This is a genomic window from Candidatus Methanomassiliicoccus intestinalis Issoire-Mx1 (assembly GCF_000404225.1).
Taxonomy (GTDB): domain Archaea; phylum Thermoplasmatota; class Thermoplasmata; order Methanomassiliicoccales; family Methanomassiliicoccaceae; genus Methanomassiliicoccus_A; species Methanomassiliicoccus_A intestinalis.
Genome location: NC_021353.1, coordinates 1,096,694 through 1,117,935, shown reverse-complemented (window position 1 = coordinate 1,117,935; position 21,242 = coordinate 1,096,694). Strand labels below are relative to the sequence as shown.

General features: G+C 42.1%; 24 protein-coding genes and 1 other RNA gene. 11 read left to right on the top strand and 14 right to left on the bottom strand.

Going from position 1 to position 21,242, the window contains the following annotated elements; translation table 11 throughout:
• The first annotated feature begins 5 nt into the window (after positions 1-5).
• The gene (locus H729_RS05425; protein ID WP_020448999.1) at positions 6-647 is read left to right on the top strand and encodes a 6-hydroxymethylpterin diphosphokinase MptE-like protein; all 642 of its coding nucleotides are present in this window, start codon (positions 6-8) and stop codon (positions 645-647) included.
• On the opposite strand, the gene cutA is transcribed toward H729_RS05425, so the two are convergent.
• Positions 622-1,041 (bottom strand): divalent-cation tolerance protein CutA, encoded by a 420-nt coding sequence (gene cutA, locus H729_RS05420; RefSeq protein ID WP_052312420.1) that lies wholly within the window; start codon positions 1,039-1,041, stop codon positions 622-624. The genes H729_RS05425 and cutA overlap by 26 nt on opposite strands.
• Here cutA and H729_RS05415 point away from each other — a divergent pair.
• A complete protein-coding gene (locus H729_RS05415; RefSeq protein ID WP_020448997.1) occupies positions 1,016-2,611 on the top strand; it encodes a site-2 protease family protein in 1,596 nt (531 codons plus the stop codon). The two genes, cutA and H729_RS05415, sit on opposite strands and share 26 nt — an antisense overlap.
• On the opposite strand, the gene H729_RS09895 is transcribed toward H729_RS05415, so the two are convergent.
• The gene (locus H729_RS09895) at positions 2,582-2,851 is read right to left on the bottom strand and encodes a hypothetical protein (protein WP_147554397.1); all 270 of its coding nucleotides are present in this window, start codon (positions 2,849-2,851) and stop codon (positions 2,582-2,584) included. The two genes, H729_RS05415 and H729_RS09895, sit on opposite strands and share 30 nt — an antisense overlap.
• Positions 2,852-3,109: 258 nt before the next feature.
• Between H729_RS09895 and H729_RS10215 the strand changes: the two genes are divergently transcribed.
• On the top strand, positions 3,110-3,241 hold the full coding sequence (locus tag H729_RS10215) for a hypothetical protein (protein WP_256365358.1): 132 nt from the start codon (positions 3,110-3,112) through the stop codon (positions 3,239-3,241).
• Positions 3,238-7,116, top strand: coding sequence for an InlB B-repeat-containing protein (locus H729_RS05410; RefSeq protein ID WP_020448996.1), 3,879 nt, complete (start codon positions 3,238-3,240; stop codon positions 7,114-7,116). Before H729_RS10215 ends, H729_RS05410 begins: the two co-directional genes overlap by 4 nt.
• Before the next feature lie 108 nt (positions 7,117-7,224).
• Here H729_RS05410 and metA read toward each other — a convergent pair whose 3' ends face one another.
• The 7 genes from metA to H729_RS05375 form a co-directional block, all read right to left on the bottom strand.
• The gene (gene metA / locus H729_RS05405) at positions 7,225-8,142 is read right to left on the bottom strand and encodes a homoserine O-acetyltransferase MetA (protein WP_020448995.1); all 918 of its coding nucleotides are present in this window, start codon (positions 8,140-8,142) and stop codon (positions 7,225-7,227) included.
• 12 nt (positions 8,143-8,154) lie between these two features.
• Positions 8,155-9,438 carry an O-acetylhomoserine aminocarboxypropyltransferase/cysteine synthase family protein gene (locus tag H729_RS05400; RefSeq protein WP_020448994.1) on the bottom strand — a complete coding sequence of 428 codons (1,284 nt, stop codon included), beginning with the start codon at positions 9,436-9,438 and terminating at the stop codon, positions 8,155-8,157.
• Between the two features lie 30 nt (positions 9,439-9,468).
• On the bottom strand, positions 9,469-10,374 hold the full coding sequence (gene cysK / locus H729_RS05395; RefSeq protein WP_048134445.1) for a cysteine synthase A: 906 nt from the start codon (positions 10,372-10,374) through the stop codon (positions 9,469-9,471).
• A gap of 92 nt (positions 10,375-10,466) precedes the next feature.
• Complete coding sequence (locus H729_RS05390) at positions 10,467-11,561, bottom strand: ATP-NAD kinase family protein (RefSeq protein WP_020448992.1); 1,095 nt, start codon at positions 11,559-11,561, stop codon at positions 10,467-10,469.
• A 182-nt stretch (positions 11,562-11,743) separates the two neighbouring features.
• Positions 11,744-12,481 (bottom strand): cell division GTPase Z, encoded by a 738-nt coding sequence (locus tag H729_RS05385; RefSeq protein WP_020448991.1) that lies wholly within the window; start codon positions 12,479-12,481, stop codon positions 11,744-11,746.
• A 68-nt stretch (positions 12,482-12,549) separates the two neighbouring features.
• Complete coding sequence (locus H729_RS05380) at positions 12,550-12,918, bottom strand: ribbon-helix-helix domain-containing protein (protein ID WP_020448990.1); 369 nt, start codon at positions 12,916-12,918, stop codon at positions 12,550-12,552.
• Positions 12,919-13,269: 351 nt separating this feature from the next.
• Positions 13,270-14,148 carry an ABC transporter ATP-binding protein gene (locus tag H729_RS05375; RefSeq protein WP_020448989.1) on the bottom strand — a complete coding sequence of 293 codons (879 nt, stop codon included), beginning with the start codon at positions 14,146-14,148 and terminating at the stop codon, positions 13,270-13,272.
• Between the two features lie 122 nt (positions 14,149-14,270).
• Here H729_RS05375 and H729_RS09490 point away from each other — a divergent pair, with 122 nt between their 5' ends.
• Positions 14,271-14,858: a hypothetical protein gene (locus H729_RS09490; protein ID WP_020448988.1), complete on the top strand. Its 588-nt coding sequence runs from the start codon at positions 14,271-14,273 to the stop codon at positions 14,856-14,858.
• Between the two features lie 92 nt (positions 14,859-14,950).
• A complete protein-coding gene (locus H729_RS05365; protein ID WP_020448987.1) occupies positions 14,951-15,952 on the top strand; it encodes a methanogenesis marker 2 protein in 1,002 nt (333 codons plus the stop codon).
• Here H729_RS05365 and ffs read toward each other — a convergent pair.
• The 3 genes from ffs to H729_RS09675 form a co-directional block, all read right to left on the bottom strand.
• Positions 15,947-16,258, bottom strand: an RNA gene (ffs, locus tag H729_RS09680) — signal recognition particle sRNA. The genes H729_RS05365 and ffs overlap by 6 nt on opposite strands.
• A 49-nt stretch (positions 16,259-16,307) precedes the next feature.
• The gene (locus tag H729_RS05360) at positions 16,308-16,589 is read right to left on the bottom strand and encodes a DUF2769 domain-containing protein (protein WP_020448986.1); all 282 of its coding nucleotides are present in this window, start codon (positions 16,587-16,589) and stop codon (positions 16,308-16,310) included.
• A 17-nt stretch (positions 16,590-16,606) separates the two neighbouring features.
• Positions 16,607-16,897, bottom strand: coding sequence for a DUF2769 domain-containing protein (locus tag H729_RS09675; RefSeq protein ID WP_020448985.1), 291 nt, complete (start codon positions 16,895-16,897; stop codon positions 16,607-16,609).
• A 104-nt stretch (positions 16,898-17,001) separates the two neighbouring features.
• Here H729_RS09675 and H729_RS05355 point away from each other — a divergent pair, with 104 nt between their 5' ends.
• Positions 17,002-17,595: a 2-oxo acid dehydrogenase subunit E2 gene (locus H729_RS05355; protein ID WP_020448984.1), complete on the top strand. Its 594-nt coding sequence runs from the start codon at positions 17,002-17,004 to the stop codon at positions 17,593-17,595.
• On the opposite strand, the gene H729_RS05350 is transcribed toward H729_RS05355, so the two are convergent.
• Positions 17,596-17,883 carry a YbbN family protein gene (locus tag H729_RS05350; protein WP_172618669.1) on the bottom strand — a complete coding sequence of 96 codons (288 nt, stop codon included), beginning with the start codon at positions 17,881-17,883 and terminating at the stop codon, positions 17,596-17,598.
• A gap of 146 nt (positions 17,884-18,029) precedes the next feature.
• Between H729_RS05350 and H729_RS05345 the strand changes: the two genes are divergently transcribed.
• A complete protein-coding gene (locus H729_RS05345) occupies positions 18,030-18,401 on the top strand; it encodes a YbaN family protein (protein ID WP_020448982.1) in 372 nt (123 codons plus the stop codon).
• Between the two features lie 92 nt (positions 18,402-18,493).
• Here the strand turns inward: H729_RS05345 and H729_RS05340 are convergent, their stop codons facing one another.
• On the bottom strand, positions 18,494-18,775 hold the full coding sequence (locus tag H729_RS05340) for a peptidylprolyl isomerase (RefSeq protein WP_020448981.1): 282 nt from the start codon (positions 18,773-18,775) through the stop codon (positions 18,494-18,496).
• 151 nt (positions 18,776-18,926) lie between these two features.
• Between H729_RS05340 and hisD the strand changes: the two genes are divergently transcribed.
• The 3 genes from hisD to H729_RS05325 are packed head-to-tail and all read left to right on the top strand — an operon-like array spanning position 18,927 to position 21,242.
• On the top strand, positions 18,927-20,177 hold the full coding sequence (gene hisD, locus H729_RS05335) for a histidinol dehydrogenase (RefSeq protein WP_020448980.1): 1,251 nt from the start codon (positions 18,927-18,929) through the stop codon (positions 20,175-20,177).
• Positions 20,137-20,646, top strand: a complete 510-nt coding sequence (locus H729_RS05330; protein WP_020448979.1) for a hypothetical protein — start codon at positions 20,137-20,139, stop codon at positions 20,644-20,646. The genes hisD and H729_RS05330 overlap by 41 nt, the downstream gene beginning before the upstream one ends.
• Positions 20,643-21,242, top strand: a complete 600-nt coding sequence (locus H729_RS05325; protein ID WP_020448978.1) for a class I SAM-dependent methyltransferase — start codon at positions 20,643-20,645, stop codon at positions 21,240-21,242. Before H729_RS05330 ends, H729_RS05325 begins: the two co-directional genes overlap by 4 nt.

Here is a 21,242-nt window from a genome sequence, read left to right as displayed (position 1 = left end):
GCCGCATGGACTTCTCTGACTGGGAGCCTCTTTATTTGGAGATTCTGGACAGTTTTGGTTTTTCCAGAGATGATGATGAAAAATCAGCGCAGCTTCTTGCTGAATTACTCAGGAACCGCAGAATAATTTCTCCCGAGAGTTTGAGGATAAGCGGAGAAGCAACGGTATGCGGATGCGGTTATAATCTTGAGGACGATCTGGAAAAATATGGTATCAAAGGTAAACTTATAGCTGCAGACGGCTCAGTCTCAAGAATGGGGACCAGGCCGGATATCATCGTGACTGACTTGGACGGCTGCATCGAGAAAGAAATTGAAGCGAATGCAGGCGGTTCTGCGGCAGTGATTCATGCCCACGGGGACAATATGAACCTTTTGAAGAGGTATGTGCCGTTGTTTGAAGGTCCGGTTCTTCCCACTGTTCAATGCAGGCCTCCAGACGGCCTGTTCAATTTCGGCGGTTTTACGGACGGGGACAGAGCTGTGGTTTTGGCAAAATGTCTGGGTGCCGAAAAGATACACCTCAGGGGATTCGATTTTTCAAAACCGTATGTCAAAGCAGGCAGAGATCCTGAGATTAAGAGAAAAAAGCTCCTCTGGGCTAAGAAAATAATCGAAATGGTCAGTCCCGAATCGTTGATTCTCTGATCCAGTCCAGGTAGTCGTCTGTGCCGTTGCTTATCTCATAACTCACAATGCAGGGAACTTCATAGGGATGTAGGCTGCGCACACACTCTGAAAACTCCTCAAAATCTTCTGATCTTATCTTAAAAACTGCTCCTACTTCATTTTCATTATTGATGTTTCCCTTCCAGCGGTATATTGACTCTATTGAAAACAGATCTGCACATGCCGCCAGCTTCTTTTTTATGATCTCTTCGGCTATGCTCTTTGCCCATTCCTTGTCAGGAAAGGTAACCAATGCAGAAGAAAAATTCATGCTCGTTTCATCCCTGTTTTGGAGAATGTCGGCGTAGACATAAATAATGCTTGTTGCTTGATGCGATTGGAATACAATGAACGGATACCTGATAGCGATCATATTAGTAATCGCATTCTGGGCTGCGGTTTATATTCTCGACAAAAAAGGGATTCTTGCAAAGCATCACATGTCTGCATGGGGTCCGTTTGTTATGTGGAGGACCAGTCGCGGAAGAGATCTTATTGATAAGTTGTCCCGCCCCCACAGATTTTGGAATGCCTATTCTCTCGTGTCTAAAGGCATCGTAGCTGTAATCATGTTTGGGATGACTGCCCTGCTGCTGTGGGAGGCAACTCTTGTCTCCAGCATTCCTGCAGAGAGTGCTCCCGGTGTAGACATGATTCTGGGAATTCCGGGAATCAATCCTGTAATCCCCTTGTGGTATGGAATCCTGGGTCTGGTAGTGGCTGTGGTCATCCACGAGTTTGCCCACGGTATCCTTACCAGGGTTCATGGCATGGGTGTAAAATCACTGGGTATTGTCTGGATGGTAATACCCATGGGAGCCTTCACCGAGCCTGATGAAGAGGCCCTTGAAAAAACTACGAGAAGAAAGCGCACCGCCGTCTATGCTGTAGGTCCTGGAACCAACATCATAGCAGCTTTGATCTTTGCCGTGCTGTTCTCGTCTGTGGCGCTGGGCTCTGTAGCTCCTGCATATGATGCTCCCATGGCTGCTACAATCTATGAAGACAGCCCTGGTGATATAGCTGGAATTCCCGTAGGTGCACAAATTATCTCTATAAATGGAGAGGATGTCCCGATAAACGGCTATCCTGATGTCAATGCACCTGATCCCAATACTCCTGTTACGGTGAAGTATTATTATAACGGGGAAATTTTTGAAAAAGAGGTCATTTCAGGTGTCATACTGACAACGACTGAAAAAGGACTGCCTTCCGGCGATGCCGGTCTGAAGCCGGGTATGATGATTTACTCCATAAATGGTGAGATCATCCGCAATGAGACTGATTTCAAAACTGTAATGAGCAGTCTTGAGATCGGCGAGACAGTACCGATCGTAGCTTATTCATACAATGCGGAAACAGGAACTTACGAAGTTGCTGAAGAAGTCACAGAAATAACTCCGATGAGCAAGATCGATTATTATAAGTCCAGGGGAACCAGCACAAACGGCGTAGAAGACATGGCATTTCTGGGTGTAAACACAGCATACCTGGGAATGGTAGTCAAGGATCCTCAGGCTCTGATCGACTCCATGGCACATCCGTTTGCCGGCGATGATTCTGTAGACGACTATTTCCACTCATTCCTGACATATGTGACTCTGCCTCTGACAGGATATCAGCCATTCCCGGCATCGTTAGTTGATGTGTATGAACCTCAGGGAATCTTCTCTGGAATGTCTTCAAATTCATTCTGGATCATGGCCAATTGTTTCTACTGGCTGTTCTGGATCAACCTTATGCTTGGTCTCACCAATGCACTTCCGGCCATTCCGTTAGATGGAGGATATATCTTCAGGGACTGGTTAGATTCGCTGGTTCAGAAGGTACGCAAGAAAATGCCTGATAAAGAAAGGACTCAGTTTGTGGACTCAGTCACATGGGTCTTTGCCCTGATGATTCTCTTCCTGATCCTATGGCAACTCATCGGTCCGAGAATATGATCGATAGCTGCACCTTAAACACATATCCTCTCTGAGGGACATGCAGTTGGCGGAGACCTCAAAAATCTCTCCGCAGGAACTGCAGCGTTTATACGCTGCCAGAATGGGAATGAAGTGTTCGCATTCTGTAACTCTTTCCCCTTCTTTTTTATATAAACAAATATCGGCAGAGCAGTTGTCGCAGAGGGTCCTCCGGCTCAGTACCAGAACTCTGTTGCTGCCAATACTTACTCTGCTCATGCATTTATCAATGGTTTTCTAAGTAATTTAAACATCTCTCAAAAGACCGGTTTCTGACTTACATTCATCTGTATGTGTTTGTCAGCAGTATTGTTTATTTTCTGCCGTTGGAATCTTGTCCTTATTAGCTTATATATCTACGAACATGCCGCAACGTAATACTGATTGAGAAAGGACTTGAAGATATCCCGCCTGGTCTGAAATTGATCCGGCATACACACGTTTCTGGTCTTTTCTTTAACAATATTTGGTGAGCAAATGAACAATAAAAGCAAGTTGATATTAGCAGCAGCTATGCTGGTTGCTGCAATGATGCTTCTGGTCCCTCTTACCCAGACAGACCTGGGGGGGGGGGATCGGAAAATAACGCTTCAGACTCAGTTGTTTTGAGCGATGATAGTACTGAAGCAACTGTTTCTAACTTGAATGACTTGGAAAGTGCCATTAGCAATGGTAGCAATATTAAATTGGCTAAGGATATTACAATATCCGGCCTAACCGGACCATTAACTCTTAAAGATAAGACAACCCTTGATTTGAATGGCCATACACTTACGATTCAATCCATAGATAATATCTCTAACTCTAACAGATTAGTCATAGAGGATGATGCAACGGTAATTATTGAGAATGGTACAATTGTATACAGCGGAGAGCTCAGGAGTAAATCGCCTGTCAAACTAGGAGACTCGACGAAGGTTTACAATAATGGTACTAATGATGTCACAGATGTATCTAAATTAACTCTTAATAATGTAATAATTAAGAGTACTGGATATGGCGTATCTGTCTTTTCTAATGCAAATCTTAATGTGACTAATTCAATAATTACTGCTGAAGTCTCTGCAATAGCAACTAATGGGACTTCTGCAGGATCTCCAGGGAATTCATGTGGTTCAACGGTGTCCATTACTGACAGTCAATGTACATCTATTGACTCAGCTGCTATCTTTTTTCCTGGTGGAGCTAAGTTAGACGTCAATGGTGGAACATTCACAGGAAAGACGGGATTTGACATAAGGTCAGGTACTGTAACCATTGATGATGCAACAATAAACGTTCTTGGAAGTCCTAGTGAGAAAAAACTAACTGATGATAATAAGGCTGGAGGAAATGGACCTACTTCATGGGGAATGGGTATTGCGGTATTCAATATGAATTCATACGGTCAAGATGCATCAGGTACCCCTGCAGACATCAGCGTAACCGTTAATAGTACAACGACGATCAACAATGAAGTTTATAAGTTATATATCGGCGGTTATGACCTCAATAAGACTTATGATACTAATGGTAAGTTTATTGCTAAGAATGATGAGACAAAATATACTCCAGTTCATAAATGTACTGTAACTTTGGATGGTATTGAAAAATGTAATATCTCCTCTACTAATGAAAGTAATGTTGTACTGATTGATGGAACTCGAAGTGCTGATACGTCAGTTCAAATATCAATGGATTACCGCAATATGATCTTTGCCAATGGTACTCCAATAACAATTTCTGGAGTAACTGGTGGAAATAACTCTAAAATTACATATGGTTCTGACAATGAAGTAGTATTTGTTGATAATTTCGATTTATCAACTTTCACTGTGTTTGGTGGATCAAATAATGCTGGGGAGACTGTCACTTCTTCAGAAATCACAATGAATGGCGGAAAGGCTTATGGTATCGTTGGTGGCGGATATGGAAACGCAACTGTTGGTACGTCAACAATAACAATCGATGGAGGAAAAGCAACATATGTAGCCGGTGGAGGCTGGTCTACAGATAGCTCAACAACTGCTGTCAGTCTAGAAGCTTTAAAAAATAAAACAACAACTACCAATGTTACCATTAATGGTGGAGATATCTTATATGCAGTAGGTGGCGGCAGACTAGGATATACACATGTTGAAACTGCCAACTTAACAATTAATGGTGGAAACTTTGATGAAATCGTTGCTGGCGGTATTAATGGATATACAGGAACTGCAAAGCTGACCATCGATGCTTCTTCTGGAAAGTCAATAGTCACTGGTCTGATTTCTTCAGGAAACAGGGGACAAGTATCCAATGTAACTGTTAATATTCAAAGTTTAGGAACAGAAGGTAACGTAGATTTAGTCTCTATCGGAGCATTATCTGGACTTACAGCAACAGACGGTGGCCCGAATGCAATTTTTGATAAAATTAACTTTACCATTGCTGAAGATGTAAAAGCTGACAATATCTATCTCGGCGGAGCCACATGGTCAAACGGTACAAGCAATCCATGGGCTGTAGGTAGAGTTGACTCATTATCTGCAACAGATATCACAATCAATGCAGGTGGTCACAAAATAACCGCTGCAGATATACCAATAGGAGTAAAAGGCTCTTATGGTGATTACGCATCTCAAAGCAAAGGCATCGCATACACAATTGATTCTGATAAAACTTGGACACTGAATAGCGGAACATTAGAGGTGAAAGGAGAAGCTTCACTAACTATTAATGGGGCTTTCACAAACAATGGAACAATCTGCTATGATTCTTTGAATGTCGATCAAAATGGTTTAATCATTAAGAACATTCAAGGATCTGGGGAATTACAAGTCAAAGATACTACATTCACAACAAAAGGGTTGTATATAAAAGGAACAAACAATGTAACAATCACGGGTTGTAAATTTAATAGTATAACCAATGATCTGGACTTATCTGGCGCATACATGCATCATCCATCTGCTATTCACGTGGATTCTGCAGAAGGAACTGTAACAATCAGTAAAAACATCCTTACTGACATATACCCCCAAAATGAATCAGCCAACACAAAGAAATTTATGGGAATATCCGTAACTTCTAATAATGAATCTGCAGGATCAGTTGACATCTCTGAAAATGAAATAACAAATGTTCTGCACAATGCAATCTACACGAACGGTAAGTTCAGTTCAATTTTAATTAAAGGAAATACAATTGATAATTGGGCAGCTCAACCTACAGCAGATAAAGGACGTGCCATCAGAATCGACACGCTCTCGGCATCCGCCAGCAATATCATCATATCTGAAAACACATTTGTAAAGACATATACAAATCCTACTTTTGGTGATACTGGGAGTTATGATGACGGAAACATTCTGAAAATTACTGGTTCAAGCGCAGACTTCAAAGACAACGTTCTCAGGCTTACAGGAATTACAGATTATTCTGATGACAAGCTTTTCAAGTTTGATGATAAAAATACACGTTTCTTAGTCACATTCAATGCCAACGGAGGATACTTCCTTGATAATAGCAATAATGAAAATCTTTACTCGCTGTTCGTTGCATCTAAAGATGGAGCTACTACAATATCGCAGCCAGATTCAAAACTAATTAATCGGTCTGGATCATACACATTTGCAGAATGGTATGACAGCAATGATGTAAAATGGGACTTTGATACCCCTATAGATGAAGACAAGACTCTCTACGCTAAATGGACATATACAGGCGGAAGCGGAGGATACCCTGTCAATCCCCCTGTAACTCCTGATACACCGGAAGAACCTATCATACCTGACAGCAGCGGAAACGCAGAAATTAAGGTAGATGACAAGAAAGCAGATGAATTAGTTCATGAAACAGTCGCATCAGGCTCAAACACGCTTAGCATAGTTGATAAAGACAATGTAGAAGGAACAGTAACATCTGTATCAATATCTGTTTCAGATTTAGAAACAATTTCAAAGAAGATTGAAAACAATAACAACATTGATTCAATTTCAATAGCAACTTCAGAAGGAGAAGTAATTATTGAAAAAGAAGTTCTTGCAGAAATATTAGAAAATAATTCAGAAGCAGACACGTTGATCATTGAAGTAAACAATGCAGAGAACAAATTAACAGAAGAACAAAAGAAAGTCGTAGGAGACAACCCTGTATATGACATCAATCTCCGCTTAGGAGACAAGTATGTTACAAGCTTCAACGGTAAATCAATTACTGTATCGATACCTTATGAACTCAAAGAGGGAGAAGATCAAAACAACTTGATTGTTTATTATCTCAAAGATGACGGTTCAATCGAAAAAATGAACTGTTCATATAAAGACAATCAGGTATCGTTTGAAACAAATCACCTTTCAAAGTTCATAATCGTCTATGAAGCTCAGGAACCAATAGTTCCAGACAACCCTGATGACAAGAATGATGACAATAACAGCGACAATACTGTTTATTACATAATCGCAGCAGTAATAATTATTCTCATCATCATCGCTTTAGCATATTACTTCATGAAGAAGAAGTGAGAGTAAACAAACTGACATCATTGATGTCAGTAAACCTTTTTTTTATTTCTTTTAATTACTTAATATAACACCTAGAATGACACTTGAATTTTTATTAAATGATGAAAATTAGGATCTGCCGATTTTCAGCAGATCATATGGAGTTTGTTGATACACATAATAATTGAGCCAGTTTGAAAACAGCAGGCTGGCATGGCTTCTCCAGAGCTTTTTTGGAGCTGCATTGGGATCATTATCTGGAAAATAATTCTCTGGAATTACTGGATGCAGTCCTTTTTCAAGATCTCTCTTGTATTCATTGGCTAAAGTCATCGTATCATATTCTAAATGACCAGTGACAAAAACCTGTCTTAGCTTGTCGGACATTATTATTGCCGGTCCGGTTTCTTCAGAGCGTGCCAGAACCTTAAGATCTCCCTTTAAGTCAGATTCTTTTACCGTCATATATCTGGAATGAGGCATGTAGAAAACATCATCGAATCCTCGTAGAAGAGGATGATAATACTCAAGCGGAACATGAGCATAGATTCCTGAGATCTTTTCATCCAGTGGATGCTTTGGTATCCCATAGTGGTAATACAATGCTGCCAGTGCTCCCCAGCAGATATGCATTGTTGAGAATGAATTAGTCAGAGACCAATCCAGGATTTCACAGAATTCTTTCCAGTATTTTACAGATTCATACGGCATATTCTCAACAGGAGCACCTGTGATTATCATGCCGTCATATTTTTTATTTTTAATCTCATTAAATGTTTTATAAAAATGCTGAAGGTAATCCTGAGATGTATGTTTTGAGATATATGTCTCAGTACGCAGCAGATCAATATCTATCTGGATGGGGCTGTTGCTTAATAATCTCAGAATCTGTGTTTCAGTCTCTACCTTTGAAGGCATTAAATTGAATATGAGAATTTCAAGAGGACGGATATCCTGATGCCGGGCGCGATTTTCATTCATGACGAAAATCTTCTCTGATTCCAGTATTGATGCGGCTGGGAGATCATCAGGTATGTTAATCGGCATCAGTATTCCTCTTTATTCTCCGAATGCCTGCTCAAGATCTGCGATTATATCATCTATATGCTCTGTACCGATTGACAGGCGGATCGTATTCGGTTTAATTCCCTGGGCAAGCCTTTCTTCTTCAGTCAGCTGTGCATGGGTTGTGGTAGCAGGATGTATCACCAGTGATTTAACATCAGCTACATTTGCCAGGAGTGAAAATATTTCCAGTTTGTCAATAAATTCCTGGGCTTCCTTTACTCCGCCTTTGATGTCAAATGTGAATATAGATGCCCCGCCGTTCGGGTAGTATTTTTCATACAGGTCATGATTGGGATGATCTGGAAGAGACGGGTGGTTTACTTTCTCCACTTTAGGATGTCCGTTTAGATATTCCACTACTTTGAGTGCATTCTCCACATGTCTTTCTACACGGAGGGATAATGTTTCCAATCCCTGCAGAAATATGAATGAGTTTACAGGAGAAATGGTAGCTCCGGTATCCCTGAGCAGAATTGCCCGGACTTTGGTTACAAATGCTGCAGGTCCGGCTGCTTCAGTGAAACTTACTCCATGATAACTGGGATTAGGTTCAACCAATGAAGGGAATTTACCGCTGGCTTTCCAGTCAAAGTTGCCGCTGTCGATAATCACTCCGCCTATGGCTGTTCCGTGGCCGCCGATGAATTTAGTAGCAGAATGAACTACAATGTCTGCTCCGTATTCAATAGGTCTTACAAGATATGGTGTAGAAAAAGTACTGTCTACCACCAGGGGAATTTTATTATCATGAGCAAGTCTGGCAATTTCTTCAATGTCTATGATATTTGCATTGGGATTGCCGATTGTTTCAATAAAAATGGCTTTAGTATTGGGCTGAATTGCATTTTTAAAACTGTCTTTTTCATCAGGATCTACAAAGGTAGTTTTAATTCCGTACTTCGGCAGCGTCTGATCTAACAGATTGTATGTTCCGCCGTAGATTGTTTTAGAAGAAACAATATGATCTCCCGCCTGTGCCAGATTCATAATTGTATAGGTAACAGCTGCAGCCCCGGAAGCTACTGCCAGTGCAGCCACTCCTCCCTCCAGCGCAGCGATTCTTTTCTCGAAGATCTCCTGTGTTGTATTGGTCAGCCTGCCGTATATATTTCCCTGGTCTGACAAATCAAAACGTGCAGCAGCATGTGCAAAATTCTTGAATACATAGGCTGTAGTCTGATAAATTGGAACGGCTCTTGAATCAGATGCTGGATCTGGAGTTTCCTGGCCGGCATGAACTTGAATAGTTTCAAATTTATACTTATTTTTCTGCATACTTTTACCTTCTTAATATAATACTAGTAATCAGTCGTATATCCCTAAACTTACATATCTCTCTCCGCCGTCTGGGAGAATTGCGAGTATGATTTTTCCTTTTTCCTTTTCAGCCTGCTGCAGAGCTGCAAACACAGCGGCTCCAGAGGATATGCCTGCGAATATCCCTTCCTCTTTTGCAAGCCTTACTGCGGTGGCGATTGCATCATCTCCCTTCACAGTTACAACTTGATGTATTGCGTTGGGATCGTAGTTGTCTGGTATGAAGTTTGAACCTATTCCCTGGATCTTATGCGGACCGGAACGGCCTTCTGTGATCAGTGGACTTTCGGCAGGTTCTACTCCGATTACTTTTCCTTTGGATCCTGAGTCTCTCAGGCTTCTTCCAATTCCTGAAGCGGTTCCGCCAGTCCCTATGCCTGCAAAGACATAGTCTACATCTGGAAGGTCCTTCAGTATTTCATTGGCAGTCGTCATGTAATGTGAGTCAATGTTTGAAGAATTGCTGAACTGCATAGGCATGAATGCTCCAAGTTCTCTGCAGAGCTCTTCTGCCTTTTCAACAGCACCGGCCATTCCGTCTTTTCCCGGTGTATAAACAATCTCTGCGCCGTATGCTTTCATGAATGCCGTGCGTTCTTTGCTCATTGTATCCGGTATTGTTATGATCGCTCTGTATCCTCTCGCAGCCGCGACTAAGGCAATAGCTATGCCTGTGTTTCCTGATGTCGGTTCTACGATGATGCCGCCTTTTTTCAGAAGACCTTTTTCTTCAGCGTCATCGATCATTCTCAAAACGGCACGGTCTTTAATGGACCCTGCGGGATTAAAGCTCTCTATCTTGACATACACGTGAGAGCCTTCCGGGGCCATTTTATTTAATTTCACTATGGGTGTCTTGCCTATAGTGTCTAATATACTGTCATATGCAACCATTGTCATCCCTGTATTCACAATAGTTAATCAATGCATGCTTACGCACGCATATATAACTTCTCTTCTCTGAAATATAAATAAGCTGGACATATTCATTCTTCTTCAAGTTTAACAACATGTTCTTCTTTGCTGTGGGCATCTATCTGCAGGTAGCATTTGAACATGGCATCCAGTTCCAGATCTCCTGTATCCACCTTTATGCATTTTATCTCACTCAGCTTGGCCGGTGTTGCTATCACAATGACGTTCTCCACTCCGACTCTGCGGATTACTTCTGCAGATATCTGCTGGTTTCCTCTTCCAAATATAAATCCCTGAGAACCTATCGGAGTGACGACTATTTTGGCTTTCTGATACATGTCCAATGCAGCCAGAATCTCTTTTTCTGAAAGATCTTTTCCAAGCATTGTTCCATTATATACTGTATCTACGCCGAGCATCGTTTTATCTATCCCCAGTTTTTGTCCGACCGCTTCAACAGTGCTTCCAGTGCCCAGTATGTACAAAACGTCTTTTTTCATGTCAGCTACGAAAAACTCTGCCAGTGATTTTTTCATCTCTTCATCAGATGCACCATACGACATCGTTTTTGAGCTCTGCATAAAATCATTTTCTTCTATGGACGGCAGATATCCGTAAAGAGAAGCACTCATTCTGTCTTCATCAAGTGCGTTTTCATCTACGTCCATAACTTCTGCGGTTCTTACTTTAAAACCGCCTATCAGAATCATGCGGAGGAGATCCCCTGCTTCTTTCGGGGTGTTGGCAAATACGGATGAGTGCATTTTGACACCAGCTGGAATCCCAAGTACCGGAATGTCCTGTCTGGCGTCCATTATATCTCTGGCTGTGCCGTCTCCGCCCGCAAAGATCAGGAGGTCAATATCTTTAAAAGTCTTGCAGGCCGCTTTTGTATCTTCACTATCGCTGCTGTCTTTTGGTGTATATGTGACTTGGACATGAGAAGTGAATTTTCTTAAAACATCCTCACCCATTTGTCCGCCAGCAGTTTGGAATTCAGAATCCATAAGGTCTCCAGCACACTCAAACGCCTCCAGTGCTCTTTCGGATACATGGGAAACGGCACCGCGGTTTTTAGCTTCGATACACCTTTTGCCATCTGTTCCTTTCAGACCTACGCTTCCGCCTAATCCTGCTATCGGGTTTATTACAAATCCTATCTTCACGCTTCATCATATGCTTAGTTGGTATTAACGGTTTTTCGAATTTGTATGTGAATATTATTCAGCATATATGCTGAGATTTCAATACCTATGAGAAAATCCTCTTATGATCAAATATGCCGCTGGCACAGTTATGATCAAATATGCTCTAAAAAAAGAAAAAGCAAGGAACATAGGTTCCTTGTTTATTGAGGTAATGGATTGGATAATATTGATGGCAGAACACCGCATATTGATACTTCTGAAGTTTGAGGCTCCAGTATGCGAACCTCATTTTTGACTTCAGTAGCAACCTGATCTCTGATTTCTGTGGTTATTTTATCAGAGATCACTGTAACAATCTTTGCTACGAAACGGTTGATGACGTTGAAACTCTCTTCCATGCTCGAATTTCCGGCCATGTGAAGGAGGCGGTCATTATCAATGACCACAACATTTGAAACTACAGACTTAAGGGATGAAATACTGTCTGCAGCTACTTTTTGACGGTTCTTCTCAAACGAGAATGGACTGACTACTATTCCGACAACGACAGATCCCATCTTCTGTGCGATGTCTGCAATTACGGGAGTGGCACCGCTTCCTGTACCCCCTCCCATGCCTGCAACTACAAATATAATGTCACTTCCATTCAAAACATTTTGAATGCTCTCTTGAGCCTCGACAGCACATTGCTTTCCTATGCTGACATTTCCATCAGCGCCTTTACAATCGGTTATGTCTTTTCCGATGAGGAGTTTTTTGTCTGCTTCGATGCCGTCTAAGTTTGTATCGTCAGTGTTTATTGCCACTGATGTCACATTTTCCAAGCCTGTACATATGCTGTTGATTATATTGCAACCAGCACCACCGCATCCGACAACGGTGATCTGAGGATCTGTAAGTCCTCTTGCAATCTTTGCAGCTATCTGCTCTGAATTCATTTGTCATCCCTCAAATGTTAGCGTTTGTCTTCCTATGCATAAGTCAAATTGGTGCCCGCCAATTTCACTTATCTGTCTATGATTTCAACCGTATCGTTATTCACCTGAGCTTTATGCGCTACATCCATCATTTCCTGCGTATTCAGGTATTCTTTTCTGATACTGTCAATAACCGCTTCTTCGATAGAATCGAAGAAACCATCGTCAACAATTTTTGAAAGAGCCTTGTGCAGTGCTTTTGGAATTTTAACGATGACTTCACGCTCGCCCAATGAACGAGTTTTAGGATTTGTGCCATCTGAGGTTTCTATGTATTCGCGAATTGCTACCCTTGCGAGATTGGAACGGTTTGAGTACTCTGGATGACTCTCAATGAATTCATCAAGAATCTCCAGATCTTCTGATTCCAACCGCAGTGATATTCTTTCCCCATCCATGCGAATACCTCAGATTTGCAGATTATGTATGACTCAAGAAGTATATAAAATATGTCATTGTCCTACTTTGTCATACTGAGGTCTTTTTTGTAGGATACAACTATGTCTGCCAGCATATCTAGTATTGTGTATTTTACCTTATCTGAAAATTTGTACGGGCTGCTGTGTTTTGTCGGACGCCGTCTAAAATTTGATCGTTATTTTATTATTTACCTAATATGGTAACAAATAAATTTCCCCGTCTTGCATTCAAACAGTCTCTGAAAAATATGAGAAATAAGCATCTTTGACATAATTTCGTCCGACAACTGTCAGATTCAAGTCATACAGCCGTCGATAAATTTCCGCAGCTCACTCAATAAACTCTGTGCCAGCATATCCTTCCAAGAGATGATCTTCTGCACTGTGCGGATGTTTGTGAAAATGCTGATACCCTTTCTTTGGTATTACAAACGGAGTTCCAAGATGATCGATTATGTCTACATCCATTCCGTATACATCTCTGATAAGCTCTTCAGTGATTATCTCTGAACTGCCATAGCCGGCAATTTTTCCATTCTTGACAAACAGCAGCATATCTGAATAATGTACGGCCAGATTTATGTCGTGCATCGTCATAATGGTGCATATGCCTCGGGAATTTACAGCATCCATGACCATATGCATAGTCATGTGCTGATTTGCAATGTCCAGATTGTTCGTAGGTTCATCCAGTATCAGCACGCTCGGTTCCTGAACCATGGCTCTTGCAATCTGGACTTTTTGAAATTCCCCGCCGCTCAGTTCGTCTGCATATCTGAGAGCGAGATCCGTCAGCCCGAGCACGTCTATGGCTTCCCAAGTGATCTGTATATCTCTGCTTGCTGCTCCCCATTCAATATACGGTCGTCTTCCTATCAGAACCGCATCGAATACCGTTGTATGAGGAACGGGGCATTTCTGAGGCACATACCCTATGTGTCTGGCAAGTTCCCTTGAAGACATGTCTCTGATGTTTTTCCCGTCAACCTCTACTGAACCAGACTGTGGCTTGATAAATCCGCATATACATTTCAAGAGCGTGGTTTTTCCGACTCCGTTTGGGCCGAGTATTGAGATGACCTTGTTGCCTGCAGCTTTAAATGAAAAGCCGTCCAATACTTTTCTCTCCCCATATCCAAAAACTAAGTCCTTTATTTCGAGAGCCACTGCCGCCACGCCCGCATTATCTGTATGTGGATGGCATATCATATTACCAGTATTTATAGTAATATCAGATATTGCATAGGTAATACTCAATTCATAGTTTTCATTTCATAACATTCTCTAAAAAAGTATATAATTACCTATTTGTTTACTTACTTGGTTACCTAATGTTCGATCCACAGCGTCCATTGAAAGATATAATTTTTGAATTGATTGGTTCAGATGGAAAATCGATAAGTGCATTGTCCAGGGACTTGGAAAGCAATGGAATTACGATGCACAAACTGATTCTTACAGGATATCTCAGAGCTTTGACTGATATGAATATGCTCAAAGAAAAGGATATACCGCCCTCTAAACTTTATATTCCTGTAAAAACAAAAAATCTTGACATCTATGGACTGGTGGGAGAATGTTCCCGGAACATATGCAGCGGATCAGAAGCAGATCTGTTAGCGCTGCATGCTTTTTGTAAATTGTTCAAGCGGGCTGTATTCATGGATGAACTGAAAAAAGCAGGTGTACGAGACATACCAAACCTAGAACAGGCTAGCAAAGAAGATAAACAGGAAGCAAAGAAAGTCCTGCAGCGCACCAACATGAAAAATCTCGACAGCAACACCGCATATCTCTACTGTGATGAAGAGAGATTCGGAGACCTGTATGAAGATCTGCTCAATCAGATGCTGTCTCAGCTGGTAGAAGTCAGTCAGTACTCAAAGCAGACAAAACAAACAACTCTCTTTGAGATCTGATCATTCTCACACCATAATTCAAAACAATTTAGATGCTGTTGGCAATTCAACTGTCAGGTAAGATATATATGCCCCTCCGCCATGTATGAAGTATGGATTTAGTAACCCTGGCTGCGGAGATTAAATCATTTCACGGGGTAACACGAAAGAAAACAATATCTAACGTAGTCGATTTCTTTCCTTCCATACCACAGGAAAACATATTGGCTGCATACGGAGAAGACTGTGCTGTAATTATGCACAACGGGAGTGAGCTCCTGTTGGCTGCGGATGGCATAATGGAATCGCTTATGAAACTTCATCCGTTTTATGCAGGTTATTTTGCAGTTCTTGTTAACATTCATGATGTGGCAGCCATGGGCGGAATACCGCTAGCGATGGTTGACATTGTATCCTCAAAAGATGAAAAAGTCTGTGCTGAAGTTATGAAGGGCATGGAATCTGCAGTGAGGAAGTTTGGAGTTCCGATAGTCGGAGGTCATACACATCCAGACTGTGAATACAATGCGATTGATGTGGCAATCTTAGGCACCGTTGATGCAGGCAACGCTATCTTTTCTCATACGGCAGAACCAGGAGACGATATCATCATGGCAATGGATCTGGACGGGTTTTTCCCTGAGACTCTTCCTTATGCCTGGGACACTACTTCCAAAAAGTCAGCTGAACACTGCCGCGAGCAGCTGCTTTTAATGAATAAAATAGGAAAGCTTCATCTTGCAAAATCTGCTAAAGATATAAGCAATCCAGGGTGCCTTGGGACCTTGGGAATGCTGCTGGAAACCAGCGGGGCAGGCGGGGATGTTTATGTTGACAAAATACCGATGCCGCTGAACGAGGATTCCATTCAATGGATGAAAGCCTATCAGGGATGCGGGTATGTCTTAACCTGCAGTTCAAATAATTCTCAAAAAATAATTGACGTTTTTGCAGAAGGTGGATTGGATGCTGCAGTCGTTGGTACAGTAAATGATTCTAAAAAACTCATTCTGAAAGACAACACTCAGAACGTCTTACTCTTTGACTTTTCAGTAGAGAAAATAACAGGCTGCGATCCCACTAAACTTCCTTCGAATGTAAAAATAAAGCGCTAGGCCGCGAAGGTTGATGCCCCAATCGTTGCGAGTGATCCAACCTTCTTCTCAGCCCTGCAACCCCCTGAACGTTAGTAATCCATGGTAAGGCTGCTCCCGTCAGGGCCTGGCCCGTTCCCCATGATCAGTGTAAGGGGGGCCGCTCTCCAACTGCCCCCGCAGACAGCTTCCAACTCCATAGGACAAGACTTCATTGTCGAAGGCTGGGCTCGTTTCTCTCAGGTTACGCCGTCCTCCGTTGTCACCCCCGTTATCGACAGTTTACGGTGTATAAGGGCGTGCCGAACGTCCCGGTCAAGCCTAGCAGTTCGACTAATCTCATGAACCTATTTATAATCTTCAGTACGAAAAAGGCTCAGAGGCGTTTAGGAGCTGTGCTCTCTCCGCCTTTAGTACAATAGTATTTTTTTCGGAACCCATACTCCTCATGAACCGGACATTTGGGGCATTTGCAGGAAATTTCCCTGTTTATGCAGTCTAACGATTTCCCATAGAAACAAAATGTAGTCTCTTTTCTCTCTGCAGCACATTCAGTATATGTGGGGCAGGAGGGACATGCGCACTTGCTGCGCATGTCAGCTATTGCTTCCTTTCTCTTCTCAGGGCTGAGGCGGTTTAAATCCTGAATACTTTTCATTTGGTTTCCCCGCTAGATTAGTGGCTATCTCTAATCTCGGCCTCGGAACCGTTTATACAATAAAATACGTTTCTAAGACCTGACGACTCGTACACGGGGCAATCAGGGCATATGCATCTTTTTTTGTCAGTTATGCAGGGGCTTCCGCCTTTGAAACAATATAGATATTCTTTATTGGATGAAGCACAGCTGTTATATGTAGGACAATCAGGGCATATGCACTTTTTCTCCATTTCCTCTACGTTACCTGTCCTTTCCTGATCATCCATGCCTTTCAAATTCGTACATTTGTCTTCGAATTTGTCCATACATTGCTTTTTGGAGCTTATTGTTTATTAATCATTTCTCATCGTCATGAATAAATAATATGGGTTAGAAAAATGGTCAATACAGGTATATCATGCAGCAAGAAATGGAATATGCACCACATAACAGACTTTCTGTACTTACGACACTGACTTCAGCAATGGACGCAACAGCCTTATTCTGTATGAAAGAGAAGGTAAAAAAATATGCTGAAGAGGTAAAGTGCGTCAAAATCGACTATGCGCCCTTTGTCATGAAAGCAGTAGTTGCAGCTCTTAAGAAACATCCGGACTTGAATTCATGCATAGACAGGGACAGATTATTCGTTCAGAATATCTATGATATTGAAATATTCGGTTCAGTGATAAAAGATGCAGATAAGAAAGATATGTTCACCATTGCATATGAGCTGGAACACAGACCGGTGTATTCCCAGCCTACCTTTGCAATTCTGCCCTATGGGGTAAAAGGTGAAACTTACCCCATAATCATACCGACTTCTTCTGAAGTCTGTGTTCTCGGTGTGAGTATGATCTACAATGACTTCTCATTGTCGGGAAGCGGTCTTGTGAACAGTAAGATAATCTATGCCTCGCTTGTATTTGATTCATCATATGTATCAAGGGAGGAGGCCTCTGGATTCATGGCAGACCTCAATATGTTTATGGAGAATCCAGAAATATCGCTGTTGGATATCTGATTACCTTTCATTTGCCCAATCGATAATATTCTCTTTAGACAGGCGGTCGCCGCATATGGCCTTGCCAGTCTTCTCATTGTACAGTGTTGGGACACCGAGGCCGCTTCCGCATGAGCTCTCTACTTGTTTTGAGTACGACTCCATCAATTGAGCGTTTTCTGCAGAATGCCACACTTCGAGTTGTTCAATAGGCTGAGCTATTTCCTTTGATGCATCTTCTACGACTGGATGCAGTTTTGCGCAGTGTGGGCATTCTCTGCCCCAAAAGTAAATCAGTCTATCCATCATCTTGACCTCAAATGTCCTTCCGATTAGAAAGTTGATTATCTTTGTGCGCTTTGCTGTCGCACCAGGCATGTTTTGGTAATTCTTCAGCGTATCAAAAAATAATTATGCTGTTTTTTCCAATCTGTAAATGACGTGATGGATACGCCATGAAACGAACTGTATGTACAATACTGGGAACGATTGCAGTAATGCTCGGAGCGGTTGGAATCGTGCTGCCGGTTATGCCTACGGTGCCGTTTATTCTTGCAGCCGCTGCTTTGTTCAGTGCCGGAAATCCCAAAATGCATGACTGGCTTATAAATACCAAACATTTCGGACCGTTTATTGAAAATTACCAGAGCGGCAGAGGAATTCCCAGGCAACTGAAATTTAAAACTCTGGTATTCTTATGGATCATGCTGAGTATTTCGATGTTTTTTACATATAAGAATTCAATTGTGCTGCTCATCTTAATAATCGTAGGAATACTCGTCAGCGTGCATATTTTAACTATCAAAACTCAGACAACGGCTGATTAATTCTGTAAGAAGTTTTCAGTCCGCTTGATAATCATTATGAATTTAATTATTTTTATAAATGAAATTAGGACTGCAGGTTATCTGCAGTCAGATCATTGTACGTCAATGATTTTTATGACATGATAGCCGAAGTCTGTCTTTACAGGTCCTACGATCTCACCAGCTTTTCCATTGAACGCTGCATCCTCGAATGGTTTTACCATTTGTCCGCGTTCAAAGTATCCAAGATCTCCGCCATTTGCTTTAGACGGGCATGCTGAGTACTCTTTGGCAAGTGCTTCAAAACTTTCACCGTTTCTTATACGGCCGATTAGCTGCTGGGCTCTAAGCTGACTGCTTACAAGTATATGGGCTGCACGAACTTTTGTTGCCATAATTGCGCGGAATCTTTTTTACAATATATACCCATCGCTCTGCTTTGTGTGGCACAGGCTTTACGGGGCTGCAGAAGTCAGTTTTTTGAACCTTAATGTGCAGCGAAGTCTTGCATGAAGTTTAAATCCTTCTTAAGCGTAATTCGCCTCAATGTGGAGCAAAGTAAACATCAGCGAATGGACGGCAAGGCGTAAGGGTACCCTTTCCGAAGTACGGCAGCCCGTTGAAGATATAATCAATAATGTACGGAATAATGGAGATTCTGCATTATTTGAGCTCACAGAACGTTTTGACAAAGTCAAACGCGACTCCATCAAAGTGAGCCGTGAAGAGATCGAGAAAGCTTATGAGTCTGTAGACCCAAGCCTGATTGAAGCTCTTAAGACATCAAAAAAGAATATTGAAGCTTTTCATCTTATGCAGCGCCCGTCTGACATGTGGCTGAAGGAAGTGTGTCCTGGTTTGACTCTCGGTGTAAAAACGACACCTCTTGAAAGTGTAGGTGCATATATTCCGGGAGGCAGGGCATCATACCCATCAACCGTTTTGATGTGTACTGTTCCAGCAAAAGTCGCCGGTGTCAGGAAAGTAGTCTGCTGCACACCGCCGCCTATTAATCCACTCACTCTTGTAGCAGCTGATCTGGCAGGTGTGGATGAGATTTATGCTGTCGGCGGAGCTCAGGCAATAGCCGCCATGGCTCTGGGAACTGAAAGTGTAGAACCTGTTCAGAAAATCGTGGGACCAGGAAATGTCTTTGTTACAACTGCTAAATTTATGCTGAAAGATACTGTGGAGATTGATTTCCCGGCCGGACCATCTGAAATAGCCATACTTGCAGATGAGACCGCAGATCCTGAATTTGCAGCAGCTGACATCATGGCTCAGGCAGAACACGATCCAAATGCAGCCTGCATTCTTGTAACGACCAGCCAGAAACTTGCTGACAGCGTTGGTTCAGAAATTGAAAAAATGCTCCCGCTGGCTCAGAGAAAAGAAATAATCGAAAAGTCACTCAACAATGCCGGTTATGTCGTGTCCGACAGTCTTTCTGATGCCATCGACTCAATTAATGAAATAGCACCTGAACATCTTTCAATACAGGTAGCTGATCCCTTGTCAGCTTTGAATAAGATAAAGCACGCCGGTTCAATCTTCGTAGGAAGATATGCTCCGGTGGCCTGCGGGGATTATGCTTCCGGGACAAATCATGTATTGCCCACTGCAGGATATGCGTCAACATATTCTGGACTTGACGTGATGCACTTCATGAAGAGATCTTCAGTCCAGATCATTGAAAGAGAAGGTCTGGATAGAATCGGGGACACAGTCGAAACATTGTCTTCTGCGGAGGGTTTATTTGCACACTGCAACTCAGTCAAAATCAGAAGGCAAAACTGAACCCTTATGCCTTGAACCGGGCGAATACAAATGGCTGCGCCCTAACAGGTTAAGCGCCGCATGGAACCTGATGTACGGTGATGAAAAGTTAACAACACTTTCATCTCCAAAATCATTTGGCAGAATGGTGACGTTCGAGTCTGCCGGGGAGAACTACACAATTAAAAAAGGCGGAGTTAGAAATCCAGGGGGAGACCTCCGTTCAATGTCATCCGCCGAACCAGTTACACTCCTTTCCATTCAAAACGTGACTACCTCTGCCATCTCTGAAAATGGAAAAAACTACACATTAAAAAGAAAAGAAAAAACTGAAGAATGGACTCTCATGGAGTCAAACGATGTGGTTTTCAATGCAGTCAGGGATACATCCGGGCGTTTGCCTCAGGGAACTGTAATGGTTGCCAAGCCTGTATCAATAACGGTCATGGCTTTTGCATGGTTCATGATATTCTCGGATGAGATCCAGTGACATTAGATGCCTGGGAGGCAGAATATGCCAAATCTGATCCAGTCTGGAAAGGTCCTCCACTGTATGAAAATCCCTTTCCTCCCAGACTTAATATTCTGGAGCTTGGATGCGGAAATGGAAAAAATCTTCCGGTTTTGTTAAAGGATGCCTCATCAGTAACTGCAGTAGACTTCTCTCATAACGCTCTTCAGCTGTGCAGGGAGCAGTTTACAGGTGATAATATTTCATTTATTGAGGCAGACGTATGCGATCTGCCTTTTGAAGATGAAAGCTTCGATGCAGTCTGTGCCATTCATATTCTGGAGCATCTTTCAGAGAAAAACAGAATTCAGGCGCAGAATGAAATTTACCGGGTATTAAAGTCTGAAGGACTTCTTGCGGTGCGTGTTTTCTCCATTGATGATATGAGATTCGGCAAAGGCACTGAAATTGAAAAAAATACATTCGCAAGAGGGAATGGAATTTATTACCATTATTTTACTAATACAGAACTGGAAATGCTCTTCAGCGGATTTAAACTTGTAAATGTCACTGAGATCAAATCTGAAAAGAAATATGGTGTGAGATCTGAAATCTCGACACTCTTTAAGAAATAA